We start from the raw sequence: 16,065 nt of genomic DNA, 5'->3' as shown, positions 1-16,065 counted from the left end.
CCTGTGATCCAGGCCGGGTGCGGCTCGTCGTCGGCTGCTCGCGCAGTTCCCCGCGCCCCTCCGGGGCGCCGCCACCGCAGCGCCCTCAGGCGCGCGCGGAACTGCGCGCCAAGCCTTCACCGCGCCGCGGACGGCATGACCGCCGGACCCTTCCCGTCCGCGACGACAGCGGGGCCCGCTCAGACGAGCGGGCCCCGAGGGGCTCAGCCCCGCGCGCCCAGCAGGTGGTCCATCGCCAGCTGGTCGAGGCGCTCGAAGGCCATGCCGCGGGCTGCGGCGGCCTCCGGGTCGAAGTCCTCGAAGGCGGAGCGGTCGGCGAGCAGGGCCTGGAGGCCGTCGCCCGCCGTCGGCTGGGCGAGCTCGTCCAGCCGGGCCGCGCGCAGCGCCTCCTGCACCTCCGGGTCCGCGCGGAAGGCGGCCGCGCGCTCCTTGAGGATCAGGTAGTTGCGCATGCAGCCGGCCGCGGAGGCCCACACGCCGTCGAAGTCCTCGGTCCGCGGCGGCTTGAAGTCGAAGTGGCGCGGGCCCTCGTACCCGGCCGACTCCAGCAGGTCCACCAGCCAGAACGCGGCGCGCAGGTCGCCCGCGCCGAAGCGGAGGTCCTGGTCGTACTTGATGCCGGACTGGCCGTTGAGGTCGATGTGGAACAGCTTGCCCGCCCACAGCGCCTGGGCGATGCCGTGCGGGAAGTTGAGCCCGGCCATCTGCTCGTGGCCGACCTCCGGGTTCACGCCGTACAGCTCCGGGCGCTCGAGGCGCTCGATGAAGGCGAGGGCGTGGCCGATGGTCGGGAGGAGGATGTCGCCGCGGGGCTCATTCGGCTTCGGCTCGATGGCGAAGCGGAGGTCGTAGCCCTGGGAGGTGACGTACTCGCCAAGGAGGTCGAAGGCCTCCTTCATGCGGTCGAGGGCGACGCGGACGTCCTTGGCGGCGCCGGACTCGGCGCCCTCACGGCCGCCCCAGGCGACGTACGTCTGGGCGCCGAGCTCGACCGCGAGGTCGATGTTGCGGATGGTCTTGCGCAGCGCGTAACGACGCACGTCACGGTCGTTCGCGGTGAAGCCGCCGTCCTTGAACACCGGGTGGGTGAACAGGTTGGTGGTCGCCATCGGGACCTTCATGCCGGTCTCGTCCAGCGCCTGGCGGAACCGCTTGATGTGCTCGGCGCGCTCGCTGTCGCTCGCGCCGAACGGGATGAGGTCGTCGTCGTGGAACGTCACACCGTGGGCGCCGAGCTCGGCGAGGCGGCGGACGGACTCGGCCGGGTCGAGGGCGCCGCGGGTGGCGTCGCCGAAGGGGTCCCGTCCCTGCCAGCCGACGGTCCACAGGCCGAACGTGAACTTGTCCTCGGGGGTGGGCTGGTAGCTCATGCCGCGGCTCCTTGCTCGCTGAGACTATTTCGTCATGGCGGTTTACAAATTAGTATGCAGGAACATTTCTGGGAAGAGACACACCCCGCCGGGGCGCGGAAGAGGGAGAGACCGATGTCAGCAGCCGAGGGTCCGCTCGTCGTCGGCGTGGACACATCCACCCAGTCCACCAAGGCCCTGGTCGTCGACGTGGCGACCGGCAGGGTCGTCGCGAGCGGCCAGGCGCCGCACACGGTGACCTCGGGCGCGGGACGGGAGAGCGATCCGCGTCAGTGGTGGGACGCCCTGACCGAGGCGCTGCGGCAGTGCGGCGAGGCGGCGCACGAGGCCGCGGCCGTGTCGATCGGCGGCCAGCAGCACGGTCTGGTGACGCTGGACGAGCACGGCGAGCCGGTCCGCCCGGCGCTGCTGTGGAACGACGTGCGGTCCGCCCCGCAGGCGAGCCGCCTGGTGGAGGAGCTGGGTGGCGCCAAGGCGTGGGCCGACCGGACCGGCAGCCTGCCCACCGCGTCCTTCACGGTCACCAAGTGGGCCTGGCTGGCGGAGCACGAGCCGGACGCGGTGCGCGCCACGAAGGCGGTGCGCCTCCCCCACGACTACCTGACCGAGCGGCTCACCGGCCAGGGCACCACCGACCGCGGCGACGTCTCGGGCACCGGCTGGTGGGCGTCCGCGACGGAGGCGTACGACGAGGAGATCCTCGCGCACGTGGGTCTGGACCCGGCGCTGCTGCCGCGTGTGGTGCGGCCGGGCGAGGTGGCGGGCACCGTGCGCGACGGGCACGACCTGCCGTTCTCCAAGGGGACGCTGGTGGCGTGCGGCACGGGTGACAACGCCGCCGCCGCGCTGGGCCTCGGGGTGCGTCCCGGCACGCCGGTGATGAGCCTCGGCACCTCGGGCACCGTGTACGCGGTGTCGGAGCACCGGCCCGCCGACCCGACCGGCACGGTGGCCGGCTTCGCCGACGCGCGCGGCGACTGGCTGCCGCTGGCCTGCACCCTCAACTGCACGCTCGCCGTGGACCGGGTCGCCGCCCTGCTGGGCCTGGACCGCGAGGCCGTCGAGCCGGGCCGTGGCGTGACGCTGCTGCCCTTCCTGGACGGCGAGCGCACCCCCAACCTCCCGCACAGCTCCGGCCTGTTGCACGGTCTGCGGCACGACACCACCGGCGGCCAGCTGCTCCAGGCCGCCTACGACGGCGCCGTGTACTCCCTGCTGGCCGCCCTCGACCTCGTCCTCGACGAGGACGCCGACCCCTCGGCCCCGCTGCTGCTGATCGGCGGCGGCGCGCGCGGCACGGCCTGGCAGCAGACCGTACGGCGGCTGTCCGGGCGTCCCGTCCAGGTGCCGCAGGCCAAGGAGCTGGTCGCGCTGGGCGCGGCGGCCCAGGCGGCCGGGCTGCTCACCGGGGAGGACCCGGCCGCGGTGGCCCGTCGCTGGGGCACGGCGGGGGGTCCGGTGCTGGACGCGGTCGAGCGCGACGAGGAGACCCTGTCCCGGCTGGCCGGGGTACTCTCCGACGCGGCCCCGCTGCTGGAGCGCGCTCCGGAGAACGGCTGACGACGCCCCGGCGGGCGTCGCCCCACGGCGGCCCCGTGAAGGCCGCCGTGGACGTCCGCCGGGCGCGGACGGCCCCCGACCGAGGATTGACGGAGGAATGAGCGCACCGCTGCACAAGGCCCGCCCGGCAGGTCAGGGCCGCGTCCTGCCCGACACCCAGCAGGGCATGCGCCGCCGCAACCTGTCGCGGGTGATGCACACCGTCCGGGACGAAGGGCCGCTGTCCCGGGCGGCCGTCGCCTCCCGCATCGGGCTGACCCGCGCGGCGGTGTCCACGCTGGTCGACGAACTCATCCGCACGGGGCTGCTGGAGGAGCTGGGCCCGGAGCGGCCCGGGCGGGTCGGCCGGCCCGGTTCCGCCCTCGCGGTCAGCGGACGGGGCCCGGCCGGGATCGGCGCGGAGGTGGGGGTCGACCACCTCGCCGTGTGCGCGGTCGACCTGCGCGGAGAGGTACGGGCGCGGGCGGTGCGGCAGGTGGCGAACCGGGACCGCTCCCCCGAGCCGGTGCTCGGCGAACTCACCGAGCTGATCCGGCGGGTGGTGGCCGAGGCGGAGGGCGAGGGACTGTGGCCGGCCGGGCTCGCGGTCGCCGTGCCCGGTCTGGTGGCCCGCGACGCCCGCACCGTCGTCCGCGCCCCGAACCTGGGCTGGCTGGACACGGACCTCGGCCCGCTGCTCCCCGAGAAGCTGCCGCTGACGGTGGCCAACGAGGCCAACTTCGGCGCGCTCGCCGAACTGTGGCTCGGCGAGGACACCCCGCGCGACTTCCTGCACGTCTCGGCCGAGATCGGCATCGGTGCGGCGGTCGTCGTGGACGGGCGGGTGCTGCACGGCAACCGGGGGTTCGCGGGCGAGCTGGGCCACGTCCCGGTGTGGCCCGACGGCCCGTCGTGCGCCTGCGGCGGCCGGGGGTGCCTGGAGCAGTACGCGGGTGAGGAGGCGGTGCTGCGCACGGCCGGCCTGGAGCCCGGCGAGGACCGGGTGGGCCTGCTCGCGGGCCGCGCCGAACAGGGTGACGCCGCGGTACGACGCGCCCTGCACGACGCGGGCACGGCGCTGGGCATCGCCCTGACGGGGGCGGTCAACCTCCTGGATCCCGAGAACGTGGTACTGGGCGGCGCGCTGTCGGGGCTGTCGCCCTGGCTGCTTCCGTCGCTCCGCTCGGAACTGGCCCGCCGCACGGCGGGCCCGTCCTGCCCGGTGTCCGTCTCCGCCCTGGGCCCGGAAGGACCGCTGTTGGGCGCGGCCCACTGGGTGGTGCGGGGCGTCCTGGACGACCCGGCGGCGGTGGCGGAACGGGGCTGAGGCCGACGGAGTCCCCCGCGAGCAACCTCAGGCGTCCCGTCCGGCGAGGCGCCGGACCTGCCCTTCGTGGATGGCGCCCGCCCACTCCCAGCCGGGCTTGGGCGACACGACCCGGGGGTCGCCGCACTCCCGGCCGTCACGCAGGTCCTCCACGTACGCGCGGTCCAGTGCCATCCTCGCGCGTACCTCCTCGCCCCGGGCGACGGAGCCGTGTCCGGGGACGAGGACGTCGACGTCGTCCGCCACGCCCTCGAGCGCCGCCAGCCCGGCGAGGTAGCCCTCGACCGGATCGCCGGTGTCGTCGAACATGGGGACGAAGACGTCGGAGAGCATGTCGCCGGCGACGAGAACTCGGCGTTCCTCGATCAACAGCGCCGCGTGGCCCGGGGCGTGCGCCGTGTGCTCGATGATCCGCACCTCGGGACCGTCCCAGGGAAGCCGCGTGGTGCCCGCGGGCAGACCGGTGACGAGGCCGTACAGGGCCAGCGGTGTGTCCTCGGCGATCTCCGGCGGCAGCCCCTCGGCGACGCGGGCCTTCCAGTCCGGCTCCGACAACACCTCCCGGAGGGAGGCCGCGCAGCGGGCCGTGCCGTGACGCGGCGCTTCGCCGAGTTCGGCGTGCCAGAGCACGTGGTCCCAGTCGGGATGCGTCGAGAAGCCCGCCACCACGGGCCGGCCCAGCTCACGGAGGCCGCCGGCCAGGCAGCTCATCTCGGCGCCGGTGATTCCGGCGTCCACGACGAGCACGCCGTCCCTGCCGTGCACGACAACGGTGTTGTTCTCCAGCAACTCGCTCCGGTGGACCTGCACGCCCTCGGCGACCTGCTCCAGCATGAACAACTCCGTTCGAGGACCGCGGCCGCGTCGTGAACCGGCACCGGGTCGTCGGTCCCGCTCGGGACCGAACTCCTTGCCCGGTTCGCAGCGTCACCCTGCCAGAGCGCCTGAGGCACATCAACACCGAAGACGGTGCCGGTAGCACGTCCGTCCGCCCTCGTCCCGGCCGTGAGGGCGGACGCCCTCACGGCCGCAGGCTGCTGACGATGTCCGCCGTGGCCGTCAGGCCGCTGTGGATCGTGGGGGCGATGCTCGTGCTGGCCAGGTAGAAGCCCAGCAGCAGGCAGACCAGGGCGTGGGAGATCTTCAGCCCGCCGTTGCGCAGGAAGATCACCGCCAGGACCGAGAGCAGCAGCACCACAGAGATGGAAATGGCCATCGTCAACCTCCTCCGCCGCACCCGTTTCGCGGCGTTCGGCCGCAAGTGTGGCGTAGCGGAGGGTTCGTCCGGGCGGCTGACCTGTCCGCCGATCGTGTGGTGTCACACCTTCCGGTGGGCGTCGAGGAACGCCTCCAGGCCCGCGAGGTCGTCGGTGTTGAGGTGGTCGACGTCCGCCGCGACCAGCTCGGCCCACAGCGCGTCCCGTGCGGGTCCTGGTACGTCCGGGGTGGCCCAGAACCGCACCCGCTGCCCACGGGCGTGGGCGGTGCCCACCAGCGTGCGCAGTTTCCGGCGTTCCGCCCCGGGGAACGCGCCGACGCCCTGCCAGGTGAAGTGCAGCGTCCAGTTGTCGCTGACGAGCGGGGCGAAGGAGGCCGGTGCCGGGCCGCCCAGGTCGGTGAGGCGGCCGTCGTAGAAGGCGTGCCGGACGCGCTGGGCCTCCATGGGCGCGCGGGCGGCGCGGTCGCCGGAGACGACGGCGGTGACCGGTCCGGGGAGCACCCTGCCGTGGGCGTACGTGGTGAACAGGCCCTTGTAGCGGCGGAGTCGGCGGTCGAGTTCCGCGTACGTGGACGCGCCCTCCGTCTTGAGGTCGATCAGCAGCTGGAGCGAGCCGCGGTCGCCGCGGTACACCGTGCCGCGGTTGGCGCGGACGCGGGCGGCGAGCGGGTCCAGGTACAGCGACTCCAGGGTGCGGGCGGGGTCGAGGTCCTCGGGGTCGTGGGCGACGAGGAGTTGACCGCCGACGAGGTGGACGTCCGCCTCGACGCTGCCGAAGCGGTGGTCGAGCGCGTCGAAAAGGGGGCGGGGGTGCTCGTAGTCGTTGTGGGCGTGCGCGCGCCACAACGGGCGCGGGCGGTGCGGGTGGTGGCCGGCGAGGGCCTGCCCTGCGGGGAGGGCGAGGGGGCTCGCGAGGGCGACGCCGAGGGCGGTGAGGGCTCCGCGACGGGTGGTGAGGGCCATGCTCTGCCTCCCTGATGTGCCGTACGGGGTCCCCGCGAGTATGGGGTCCCGTGGCATGGGGAGAGCAGGGTTGTGCGAGGAGTTGGCCGGTTCGCCGTCGGCCGTTCATCCACGCGCACCGCGGCCCGCCCACCCCGGAGGAGGGGGGACGGGCCGCCTGCTGAGGGCGTGTCAGGGCGCCCGGAGATCCACCAGTTCCGCGAGCGCCTCCCGGTGGGCGCCCGCCGTGCCGTAGGCGATCGAGTCGGCCTTGGCGCGCTTGAGGCGCAGATGGACCGGGTGTTCCCACGTCATGCCGATGCCCGCGTGCAGTTGCAGGGCCTCCTCGGCGGCGCGGACGGCGACGGGGGCCGCGTAGGCCTGGGCGACGGTGACCGACACGTCCGCGTCCTCGCCGGTCGCGAGCGCGTCGGCGGCGGCCCGTGCGGCGGCGCGCAGGTGGACGACCTCCAGCCACAGCTGGGCGAGCCGGTGCTTGAGCGCCTGGAACCCGCCGACGGGACGGTTGAACTGCTTGCGGTCCTTCAGGTACCGCACGGTTTCGGTCAACGCCCATTCCGCGACGCCGAGTTGCTCCGAGGCGAGCAGTCCCGCCCCGGCGCGCAGGGCGCGGCGTACGGCGGGCTCGGCGTCGCCGACGCGGTGACCCGGGGCGGCGTCGAAGGTGACGCGGGCGAGGGGCCGGGTGAGGTCGAGGGACGTCTGCGGGGTGACGGTGACCGCGTCGGCCGTCACCGCGTACAGCCCGCCGTCGTCCGCCGGCACGAGCAGGACGTCGGCGACGGCGGCGTCCGCGATGCCGGTCAGCTCGCCGTGCAGGGCGCCGCCGTCCGCGCGGACGGTCGCGTACCCGGCGCCGGGGGCGGTGTGCAGGCCGACGGCGAGCGCGCCGATCACGCGTCCGGACGCCAGGTCCGCGAGCGGACCGTCGCCGTCCGCGCACGCCAGCAGCGCCTCCGTGGCCACGACGGCACTGGTCAGGTACGGCACGGGGGCGACCGCACGCCCCAGCTCCTCCAGGACGACGGCGGCCTCACGGTGCGTCGCGCCCTGCCCGCCCCGGCTCTCGGGGATTAGCAGCCCGGCGAGGCCCATGCCGTCGGCGAGCGCCTTCCAGGCGGCCAGGTCGTGCGGCGCGTCCGACTCGACGCGGGTGAGCACGGACGTCGTGTCGCAGTGGTCGGTGAGCAGGTCCCGGACGGCGGCCCGGAGTGCCTCTTCCTCCTCCGAGTACAGCAGATCGCTCATCGGGCCAGGTCCTTCCAGGCGACGTCCTTGTCGGTGCGCGGCTCGGCGGGCAGGCCCAGGACGCGCTCGGCGACGATGTTCAGCAGGACCTCGCTGGTCCCGCCCTCGATGCTGTTGCCCTTGGAGCGCAGATAGCGGTAGCCGGCGTCACGGCCGGTGAAGTCGACCAGCTCCGGGCGGCGCATGGTCCAGTCGTCGTACAACAGCCCTTCCTCGCCGCGCAGTTCCACCTCCAGGCCGCTGATCTCCTGGTTGAGGCGGGCGAAGGCGAGCTTCATTCCGGCGCCCTCGGGTCCGGGCTGTCCGGCGACGAGCTGCTGGCTCAGGCGTTCGCCGGTGAGCCGGGCGACCTCCGCCTCGACCCACAGCTTCAGCAGCCGCTGGTGCAGGTCGTGGGTGCGCAGTTCGGGGCGTTCGCGCCAGGTCCTGGCGACCGGGCCGATCATGCCGCCCTCTCGGGGCAGCCGCCTGCCGCCGATGGCGACGCGCTCGTTGTTCAGGGTGGTCTGGGCGACCCGCCAGCCGTCGCCGACCTCGCCGAGGCGGCGGTCGTCGGGGATGCGGACGTCGGTGAGGAACACCTCGTTGAACTCGGCCTCGCCGGTGATCTGGCGCAGCGGCCGCACCTCGACGCCGGGGTCGGTCATGTCGCACACGAAGTAGGTGATGCCCCGGTGCTTGGGCACGTCCGGGTCGGTGCGGGCGATGAGGATGGCCCAGCGGGCGACGTGGGCGCTGGACGTCCACACCTTCTGTCCGTTGACCACCCAGTCGTCGCCCTCACGGACGGCGCGCGTGCCGAGCGCGGCCAGGTCGGAGCCGGCGCCGGGCTCGCTGAAGAGCTGGCACCAGACCTCCTCCCCGGTCCACAGCGGCCGCAGGAAGCGCGCCTTCTGCTCCTCGGTGCCGTACTGGAGGATCGTCGGGGCGGCCATGCCCAGGCCGATGCCGATGCGGCGCGGGTTGTTGTCGGGGGCGCCCGCGGCGGCCAGTTCGGCGTCGACGACGGCCTGGAGGGAGCGCGGCAGGCCGAGTCCGCCGAGCCCTTCGGGGAAGTGCACCCAGGCGAGTCCGGCGTCGAAGCGGGCGCGCAGGAAGTCCAGGCGCTCGGTGTCGGCGGGCGGGTGCGCGGCCAGCAACTCCCGGGTGCGGCGGCGCAGTTCGTCGGCGTCGGTCATGCGGCGGCTCCGTTCTCCAGGGACGGCAGCACGGTGACGCGGCCCGTGGTGACGCCGTCGGCGACCCGCTGCACGGCGTCGGCGGCCCCGGCGAGCGGCACGCGCCGGCTCACCAGCGGCTTGATCGCGCCCTTGGCGGCGAGGTCGGTGAGCTGTTCGTGACAGTGCCGGACCAGCTCGGGGTTCCTGGTGTTGTACAGGCCCCAGTGCAGGCCGAGGATCGCGTAGTTCTTGATCAGGGCGTGGTTGAGGCCGGGGCTCGGGATGGTGCCGCTCGCGAAGCCCACGATCACGATGCGGCCCTCGAAGGCGACGGTCTTGGCGGACTGGGTGTACGCGTCCCCGCCGACCGGGTCGAAGATCACGTCGGCGCCGCGTCCGCCGGTGGCCTCCTTGACGGCGGCGACGACGTCCTGTTCGCGGCGGTCGATCACCACGTCGCAGCCCAGGTCGCGGGCGACGGCGGCCTTGTCGGCGCCGCCCGCCACGCCGATGACGGTGGCGCCGGCCGCCTTGCCGAGCTGCACGGCGGCGCTGCCCACCCCGCCCGCGGCGGCGTGCACGAGCAGCGTCTCGCCGGCCTCCAGGCGGGCCCGCCGGTGCAGGGCGAACCAGGCCGTCTGGTAGCCGATGTGCAGGGCGGCGGCCTCGGCGTCGTCCAGCGCGTCCGGCGCGGGCAGCAGAGCCGCGGCGTCCGCGAGGGCGTACTCGGCGAAACCGCCGTGGGGCAGGGCCGGGTTGGCGATCACGCGGCGGCCGTCGTCGGTCTCGCCGCAGATCTCCACGCCCGGCGTGAAGGGCAGCGGCGGCCGCGTCTGGTACTGACCCCGGCACATCAGGGCGTCCGGGAAGTTGACGGCCGCGGCGCGCACCCGGAGCAGCACCTGCCCCTCGCCGGGGGTCGGCCGCTCGACGTCCGCGAGGCGCATCACCTCGCCCGGCTCGCCGAGTTCGTGCACTTGCCATGCCTGCATGCGGGGCCTCCACGGGACGGTGAACGTCGTCTTCGCTGACCGGGTCCCCGCATACTAAGCGGTCGCTTGCCTGAAGGGAACCGTCCCGCGCCCTCCCACCGGCGAACGAGCCCCCTCCACCGCGCCACGCGGTGAACGCCTCACTCCTTGCCCTTCGGCCGCGCCCGGACGTGCATCCGCTCCCCCTGCGGCCCGAAGAGGCTGAGGAACTCCACCGGGCCCTCCCCCGTCGACCCGAACCAGTGGGGCACGCGCGTGTCGAACTCGGCCGCCTCGCCGGCCGTCAGCACCACGTCGTGGTCGCCCAGCACCAGCCGCAGTCTGCCGGAGAGGACGTACAGCCACTCGTAGCCCTCGTGCGTGCGCGGTTCCGGCTCCAGCCGCCGCTTCGGTTCGAGCACCTTGTACGCCTGGAGGCCGCCGGGCTGCCGGGTGAGCGGCCAGTGGGTGCGCCCGCCGTGCACGATCGGCCGGGACCGCACCCGCGGGTCGCCCACCGGGGGCGCGCCGACCAGCTCGTCCAGCGACACCTGGTGAGCCTGTGCGATGGGCAGCAGCAGGTCCAGGCCGGGTTTGCGCTGACCGGACTCCAGCCGGGACAGGGTGCTCACGGAGATGCCGGTCGCCTCCGCCAGCGCCGCGAGCGTCACCTCCCGCTTCTTCCTGATCCGGCGCAGCCGGGGGCCCACTTCCGCGAGAACGTCGTCCGTCACCATGCGGACATTGCAGGTTCGGCAAACTTGTTTGTCAATACGCGTCTGCCGGAGCGACCGTTGGCGGTGGAGGTGGTCACGATGACCGAGCGGGACATGGACGACAGCCGTTACGACGTGGTCGTGGTGGGTGGTGGAGCGGCGGGGCTGTCCGCCGCGCTGGTGCTGGGGCGGGCCCGGCACCGCACGCTGGTGGTCGACGCGGGCGAGCCGCGCAACGCGCCGTCGGCGCACATGCAGGGCTATCTGAGCCGGGACGGGATGCCGCCGGCGGAGTTCCTGGCGCTCGGCCGGGAGGAGATCGCACGCTACGGCGTGGAGCTGGTCCGGGACCGGGTGACGGACGTGGCCCGGGACGGGGACTTCACGGTGGCGCTGGAGCGGGGCGGCAGCGTGCGCGCCCGGCGGATCGTCGTGGCGACGGGGCTGAAGGACGAGATGCCGGACGTCCCCGGGGTCGCCGAGCGGTTCGGGCGGGACGTGCTGCACTGCCCGTTCTGCCACGGCTGGGAGGTGCGGGACGAGCCGTTCGGGGTGCTGGCGTCGAGCCCTGCGGGCGTCCACCAGGCGCTGATGGTGTCCCGGTGGTCGAAGGACGTCACGTTCTTCCTGCACCAGGTCGCCGAGGAGGAGCTGTCCGACCTGGACCTGCGCCGGCTGGCCGCGGCGGGCGTGGACGTGGTGCCGGGCGAGGTCGCCGGCCTGGTGGTGGAGGACGACCGGCTGACCGGCGTACGGATGGCCGACGGAACGGTGCACTCCCGGTCGGTGGTGTTCGCCGCGCCGCGTCCGGTGCCGCAGACGGGCCTGCTGGAGCAGCTGGGCGCGGAGATGGACGAGACCCCGTTCGGGACGTACCCGGTGGTCGACGGGAACGGACTGACCAGCGTGCCGGGCGTGTGGGCGGCGGGCAACGCGATCGGGTTCACCGAGCAGGTGGTGCACGCGGCGAGCGGCGGCTACCGCGCGGCGACGGCGATCGTCGGCGACCTGCGGATGACGGACCTGGACGCGGCGCTCGGCGCCTGATCACCGGATCCGGAGGTGTAGAAGGCACACCTTCGTAGCACGATGACTGCATGTTGCTGTCCCGGCTGGCCCAGGTGTCCCAGGAGGTGGCCGCCACCTCGGCGCGGTCGCGGAAGACCGCCCTGCTCGCCGAGCTGTTCCGGGAGGCCGAGCCGGACGACGTCCCGGTCGTCATCCCGTACCTGGCGGGGCGGCTGCCGCAGGGGCGGATCGGGGTGGGCTGGAAGGTGCTGGGCGATCCGGTGCCGCCCGCCGCCGAGCCGTCCCTGACCGTGCGCGAGGTGGACGCGCTGCTCACCCGGCTCGCGAAGGTGTCCGGGCCGGGCTCGCAGGCCGAGCGGGCACGCCTGGTCGGCGAGCTGCTCGGCGCGTCCACGGAGGCGGAGCAGCGCTTCCTGCGGGGGCTGCTGACCGGCGAGGTGCGTCAGGGCGCCCTGGACGCGGTGGCGGTGGAGGGACTGGCCCAGGCGACCGGCGCCGCCTCGGCGGACGTACGGCGGGCGGTGATGCTCGCCGGGTCGCTCCAGCCGGTCGCCGGGGCGCTGCTGGCGGACGGGCCCCAGGCGCTGGAGCGGTTCCGGCTGACCGTCGGGCGTCCGGTGCAGCCCATGCTGGCGCACAGCGCCTCCTCGGTCGCGGAGGCGGTCGGGAAACTGGGTGAGTGCGTGGTCGAGGAGAAGCTCGACGGCATCCGCGTCCAGGTGCACCGCGACGGCGACACCGTGCGGGTGCACACCCGCACCCTGGACGACATCACGGACCGGCTGCCCGAGGTGACCGAGGCGGCGCGGGGGCTGGAGGTGGAGCGGTTCATCCTCGACGGCGAGGTGATCTCCTTCGACGGCACGGGGCGCCCGCGCTCCTTCCAGGAGACGGCCGGGCGGGTCGGGTCCCGGGTGGACGTGGCGACGGCCGCCCGGGAGACACCGGTCTCCCCCGTGTTCTTCGACGCACTGTCGGTGGACGGCCGGGACCTGCTGGACCTGCCGTTCTCCGAGCGGCACGCCGAGCTGGCGCGCCTGGTGCCGGAGCCGATGCGGGTACGGCGCACGCTGGTGGGCGGCCCCGACGACCTGGAGGCGGCGGAACGGTTCCTCGCCGAGACGCTCGAGCGCGGCCACGAGGGCGTCGTGGTGAAGGGCCTTCAGGCCGCGTACAGCGCGGGGCGGCGCGGCGCGTCCTGGCTGAAGGTCAAGCCCGTGCACACGCTGGACCTGGTGGTGCTGGCCGCCGAGTGGGGTCACGGCCGGCGCACCGGCAAGCTGTCCAACCTGCACCTGGGCGCCCGCACCGCCGACGGCGGGTTCGCGATGCTCGGCAAGACCTTCAAGGGCATGACCGACGCGATGCTGGAGTGGCAGACCGGACGGCTGCGGGAGATCGCCGTCGACGAGAGCGGCTACACGGTGACCGTGCGTCCCGAACTCGTCGTGGAGATCGCCTACGACGGCCTGCAGCGCTCCAGCCGCTACCCGGCCGGCGTCACCCTGCGCTTCGCCCGGGTCGTCCGCTACCGCGAGGACAAGCGGCCGGAGGAGGCGGACACGGTCGAGTCCGTGCTCGCCGCCCACCCGGAGGTACGGCCGTGACGACGGCCCGGAGCGCGGGCCTGCTGCTGTTCCGGCGCACCGGGGAAGGCGTCGAGGTGCTGCTGGGCCACATGGGCGGCCCGTTCTTCGCGCGCCGGGACGCCGGGGCGTGGACCGTGCCGAAGGGCGAGTACGGCCCCGACGAGCCCGCCTGGGAGGCGGCGCGCCGCGAGTTCGAGGAGGAGCTGGGACTGCCCCCGCCGGAGGGTGAGGCGGTGCCGCTCGGGGAGGTCCGCCAGTCGGGCGGCAAGGTGGTCACGGCATGGGCCGTGGAGGGCGACCTGGACCCGGCGTCCGTCGTGCCCGGCACGTTCACCATGGAGTGGCCGCCCAGGTCGGGGCGGACGCGGGAGTTCCCGGAGCTGGACCGCGTCGCCTGGTTCCCGCTGGAGCGGGCCCGCGAGCTGATCGTGTCGGCACAGGCCGCGTTTCTGGACCGCCTCACGGAGCACTCGCTCTGAGAGACCCTCCCGCGTTGCGGCGCCCTTCGGCGCGCGGGAAGGTCGTCGGAGCACAGCCCGTCCCATGGAGGTCAGTGATGCACATCGCCACGGTGAATCCGGCGAACGGCGAGACCGTCAAGACGTACCACCCCATGGACGAGGACGAGCTGGAACGCCGGCTCCAGCTCGCGGAGGCCACCTTCCGCACGTACCGGACGACGACCTTCGAGGAGCGGTCCCGTCTGCTGCACCACGCCGCCGAGATCCTCGACGAGGACCGGGACGCCATCGGCAAGGTGATCACCACGGAGATGGGCAAGCCGGTCGCGCAGGCCCGCGCGGAGGCCGCGAAGTGCGCGAAGGCGATGCACTGGTACGCCGACCACGCGGCCGAGCTGCTCGCCGACGAGGAGCCCGCCGCGTCCGACGTGAAGGACTCCGGCGCCTCCCGCGCCCTGGTGCGGTACCGGCCGCTGGGCCCGGTGCTCGCGGTGATGCCGTGGAACTTCCCGCTGTGGCAGGTGGTGCGGTTCGCCGCCCCCGCCCTGATGGCGGGCAACGTCGGGCTGCTGAAGCACGCGTCGAACGTGCCGCAGACCGCCCTGTACCTGGAGGACCTGTTCCACCGGGCGGGCTTCACCGAGGGCTGTTTCCAGACCCTGCTGATCGGCTCCGCCACCGTCGACGACCTGCTGCGCGACGAGCGGATCAAGGCGGCCACCCTCACCGGCAGCGAGCCGGCCGGGCGGGCGGTGGCCTCGACGTGCGGCGAGATGATCAAGAAGACGGTGCTGGAGCTGGGCGGCAGCGACCCGTTCGTGGTGATGCCCTCGGCCGACCTGGACCGGGCCGCCGAGGTCGCGGTGACGGCCCGGGTGCAGAACGCGGGCCAGTCCTGCATCGCCGCCAAGCGGTTCATCGTGCACACCGACGTCTACGACGCCTTCACCGAGCGGTTCGTCGCCGGCATGAAGGCGCTGAAGGTCGGCGACCCGATGGACGAGGACACCGACGTCGGCCCGCTCTCCAGCGAGCAGGGCCGCACGGACCTGGAGGAGCTGGTCGACGACGCCGTGCGGGCCGGCGCCACGGTGCTGTGCGGTGGCGAACGCCCGGACGGACCGGGCTGGTTCTACCCGCCGACCGTGCTGGCCGGCATCGACCGCGAGATGCGCATCCACCGGGAGGAGGCGTTCGGCCCGGTCGCCACGCTGTACCGGGCGGACGATCTGGACGAGGCGGTACTCATCGCCAACGACACCCCGTTCGGGCTGAGTTCGAACGTGTGGACGCGTGACGAGGCGGAGATCGACCGGTTCGTCCGGGATCTCGAGGCGGGTGGCGTGTACGTCAACGGCATGACGGCGTCCCATCCCGCGTTCCCCTTCGGCGGGGTCAAGCGGTCGGGTTACGGGCGTGAGCTGTCCGGGCACGGAATCCGGGAGTTCTGCAACATCACCACTGTTTGGCACGGCGCGTGACGCCCGCACGGCTACGATCCCGACTGTGAACCGCGAAGTGACACTGCCTCTGATCGTCGACGACCGCGGCACCCTTCAGGTGGCGGCCGCCGACGTCAGCAAGCTGCTGCGCACGGTCGGCGGCCGGTGGGTCCGGCTCGTCGAGTCCGGCGAGGGCGGGCTCGACGAGGACACGGTCGCCGCGCTGACGATCGAGCTCGCGAAGCTCGCCGACCGCATCGACGTGGCGTGCATCGCGCACAGCAGCGGCACCACGCCGTGACGGCGAGCCGTCAGGCCGGTCGTTCGAGGGTGCGCCAGAACAGCGCTTCGTAACTCTGCAACAGGTGTCCGTAGGCGCGGGCGCGCCGCTCGTCGAGGCGGCCGGCGTCCAGGGCCGCCTGGACGGCCCGCTCCGCCGCGCGGTCCGGTTCCCCGGCCGGCTCGGCGAAGAAGTCGAAGAAGGCGCAGGCCTCGTCGTCGAAGCCGTAGTGGGTGCGCAATGCGGCGGCGATGGTGGCGCAGTAGCCGCCCCAGGCGGAGAAGTTGGCGGTGACGGCGAGGACGGCGTCGGCCGGGGCGGCGTTGAGGGCCAGCCAGGCGACGTAGGCCGGGTAGGCCTGGCAGCCCGGCAGTGGGAGGTACGCGGCGGCGCGGTCCTCGTCGACGCCGCAGGCCGCGGCGAAGGCGGGCAGCCGCTGCTGGGCCAGCGCCTCGCCCTCGGCCAGGGCGGTGAAGTACGCGTCGGCCTCCGGTTCGGCCGTGGACCGCACGGCCAGCTGGAGGAAGGCGCGGCGGTCCGCGGGGATGATCCGCGTCTGTTCCAGCGCGAGGGCCGCCAGCACCTCGCGGTCCGCCTTTCCCGCCGCGATCCGCGGCACCAGGGGGTTGGAGCGTGGGTCGGGGGCGAGCTCAGCGGTGATCGTCCGCAGCAGGTCCCGGGCCGTGCGTGTCATCGCGTCCTCCGAGGCGTCGGTCACCCCGAGGTTGGCCCGGACGCCGTGCGGGGGCAA

At 74.0% G+C, this 16,065-nt stretch carries 16 protein-coding genes; 7 read left to right on the top strand and 9 right to left on the bottom strand.

The features are described from left to right. Window positions 1–203: 203 nt before the first annotated feature. Complete coding sequence (gene xylA / locus ACQZOG_RS12615) at window positions 204–1,370, bottom strand: xylose isomerase (protein ID WP_261674671.1); 1,167 nt, start codon at window positions 1,368–1,370, stop codon at window positions 204–206. A 114-nt stretch (window positions 1,371–1,484) separates the two neighbouring features. On the opposite strand from xylA, the gene xylB reads away from it, so the two are divergent. Together xylB and ACQZOG_RS12605 are read left to right on the top strand one after the other, a co-directional pair. Next, window positions 1,485–2,930, top strand: coding sequence for a xylulokinase (gene xylB / locus ACQZOG_RS12610; protein WP_037638334.1), 1,446 nt, complete (start codon window positions 1,485–1,487; stop codon window positions 2,928–2,930). Between the two features lie 97 nt (window positions 2,931–3,027). Further along, entirely contained in the window at window positions 3,028–4,236 is a 1,209-nt protein-coding gene (locus tag ACQZOG_RS12605) for an ROK family transcriptional regulator (protein ID WP_033277208.1), read from the top strand. Between the two features lie 27 nt (window positions 4,237–4,263). Here ACQZOG_RS12605 and ACQZOG_RS12600 read toward each other — a convergent pair whose 3' ends face one another. The 7 genes from ACQZOG_RS12600 to ACQZOG_RS12570 form a co-directional block, all read right to left on the bottom strand. Then, window positions 4,264–5,070 (bottom strand): MBL fold metallo-hydrolase, encoded by an 807-nt coding sequence (locus tag ACQZOG_RS12600; RefSeq protein WP_037638335.1) that lies wholly within the window; start codon window positions 5,068–5,070, stop codon window positions 4,264–4,266. A 187-nt stretch (window positions 5,071–5,257) separates the two neighbouring features. Beyond that, on the bottom strand, window positions 5,258–5,452 hold the full coding sequence (locus ACQZOG_RS12595) for a hypothetical protein (RefSeq protein ID WP_006135180.1): 195 nt from the start codon (window positions 5,450–5,452) through the stop codon (window positions 5,258–5,260). A gap of 102 nt (window positions 5,453–5,554) precedes the next feature. Then, window positions 5,555–6,418 carry a phosphatidylinositol-specific phospholipase C/glycerophosphodiester phosphodiesterase family protein gene (locus ACQZOG_RS12590; RefSeq protein ID WP_037638337.1) on the bottom strand — a complete coding sequence of 288 codons (864 nt, stop codon included), beginning with the start codon at window positions 6,416–6,418 and terminating at the stop codon, window positions 5,555–5,557. A 171-nt stretch (window positions 6,419–6,589) separates the two neighbouring features. Then, complete coding sequence (locus tag ACQZOG_RS12585) at window positions 6,590–7,666, bottom strand: acyl-CoA dehydrogenase family protein (RefSeq protein WP_037638338.1); 1,077 nt, start codon at window positions 7,664–7,666, stop codon at window positions 6,590–6,592. Beyond that, entirely contained in the window at window positions 7,663–8,844 is a 1,182-nt protein-coding gene (locus tag ACQZOG_RS12580) for an acyl-CoA dehydrogenase family protein (RefSeq protein WP_037638340.1), read from the bottom strand. Before ACQZOG_RS12580 ends, ACQZOG_RS12585 begins: the two co-directional genes overlap by 4 nt. Then, window positions 8,841–9,818, bottom strand: coding sequence for an NADPH:quinone oxidoreductase family protein (locus tag ACQZOG_RS12575; RefSeq protein WP_191879697.1), 978 nt, complete (start codon window positions 9,816–9,818; stop codon window positions 8,841–8,843). The genes ACQZOG_RS12580 and ACQZOG_RS12575 overlap by 4 nt, the downstream gene beginning before the upstream one ends. A 140-nt stretch (window positions 9,819–9,958) precedes the next feature. Continuing rightward, entirely contained in the window at window positions 9,959–10,534 is a 576-nt protein-coding gene (locus tag ACQZOG_RS12570) for a helix-turn-helix domain-containing protein (RefSeq protein WP_387786004.1), read from the bottom strand. Window positions 10,535–10,612: 78 nt separating this feature from the next. Here ACQZOG_RS12570 and ACQZOG_RS12565 point away from each other — a divergent pair, with 78 nt between their 5' ends. The 5 genes from ACQZOG_RS12565 (at window position 10,613) to ACQZOG_RS12545 (ending at window position 15,335) form a co-directional block, all read left to right on the top strand. Further along, window positions 10,613–11,560: an NAD(P)/FAD-dependent oxidoreductase gene (locus ACQZOG_RS12565; RefSeq protein WP_387786001.1), complete on the top strand. Its 948-nt coding sequence runs from the start codon at window positions 10,613–10,615 to the stop codon at window positions 11,558–11,560. A gap of 50 nt (window positions 11,561–11,610) precedes the next feature. Continuing rightward, entirely contained in the window at window positions 11,611–13,149 is a 1,539-nt protein-coding gene (locus ACQZOG_RS12560; protein ID WP_387785999.1) for an ATP-dependent DNA ligase, read from the top strand. Next, window positions 13,146–13,610: an NUDIX domain-containing protein gene (locus ACQZOG_RS12555; RefSeq protein WP_033277200.1), complete on the top strand. Its 465-nt coding sequence runs from the start codon at window positions 13,146–13,148 to the stop codon at window positions 13,608–13,610. Before ACQZOG_RS12560 ends, ACQZOG_RS12555 begins: the two co-directional genes overlap by 4 nt. A 77-nt stretch (window positions 13,611–13,687) precedes the next feature. Beyond that, window positions 13,688–15,073 carry an NADP-dependent succinic semialdehyde dehydrogenase gene (locus ACQZOG_RS12550; RefSeq protein WP_033277199.1) on the top strand — a complete coding sequence of 462 codons (1,386 nt, stop codon included), beginning with the start codon at window positions 13,688–13,690 and terminating at the stop codon, window positions 15,071–15,073. 25 nt (window positions 15,074–15,098) lie between these two features. Further along, entirely contained in the window at window positions 15,099–15,335 is a 237-nt protein-coding gene (locus ACQZOG_RS12545; protein ID WP_026243794.1) for a DUF6213 family protein, read from the top strand. Between the two features lie 10 nt (window positions 15,336–15,345). On the opposite strand, the gene ACQZOG_RS12540 is transcribed toward ACQZOG_RS12545, so the two are convergent. Beyond that, window positions 15,346–16,008, bottom strand: coding sequence for a hypothetical protein (locus tag ACQZOG_RS12540; RefSeq protein ID WP_203551223.1), 663 nt, complete (start codon window positions 16,006–16,008; stop codon window positions 15,346–15,348). Window positions 16,009–16,065: the final 57 nt, after the last annotated feature.

Origin of the sequence: Streptomyces sp. P13-3-3 (assembly GCF_050571355.1) — a bacterium.
Lineage (GTDB): Bacteria > Actinomycetota > Actinomycetes > Streptomycetales > Streptomycetaceae > Streptomyces > Streptomyces althioticus.
The sequence above is the reverse complement of the archived record's forward strand: the minus strand, read 5'-3'. Positions and strand labels throughout refer to the sequence as shown.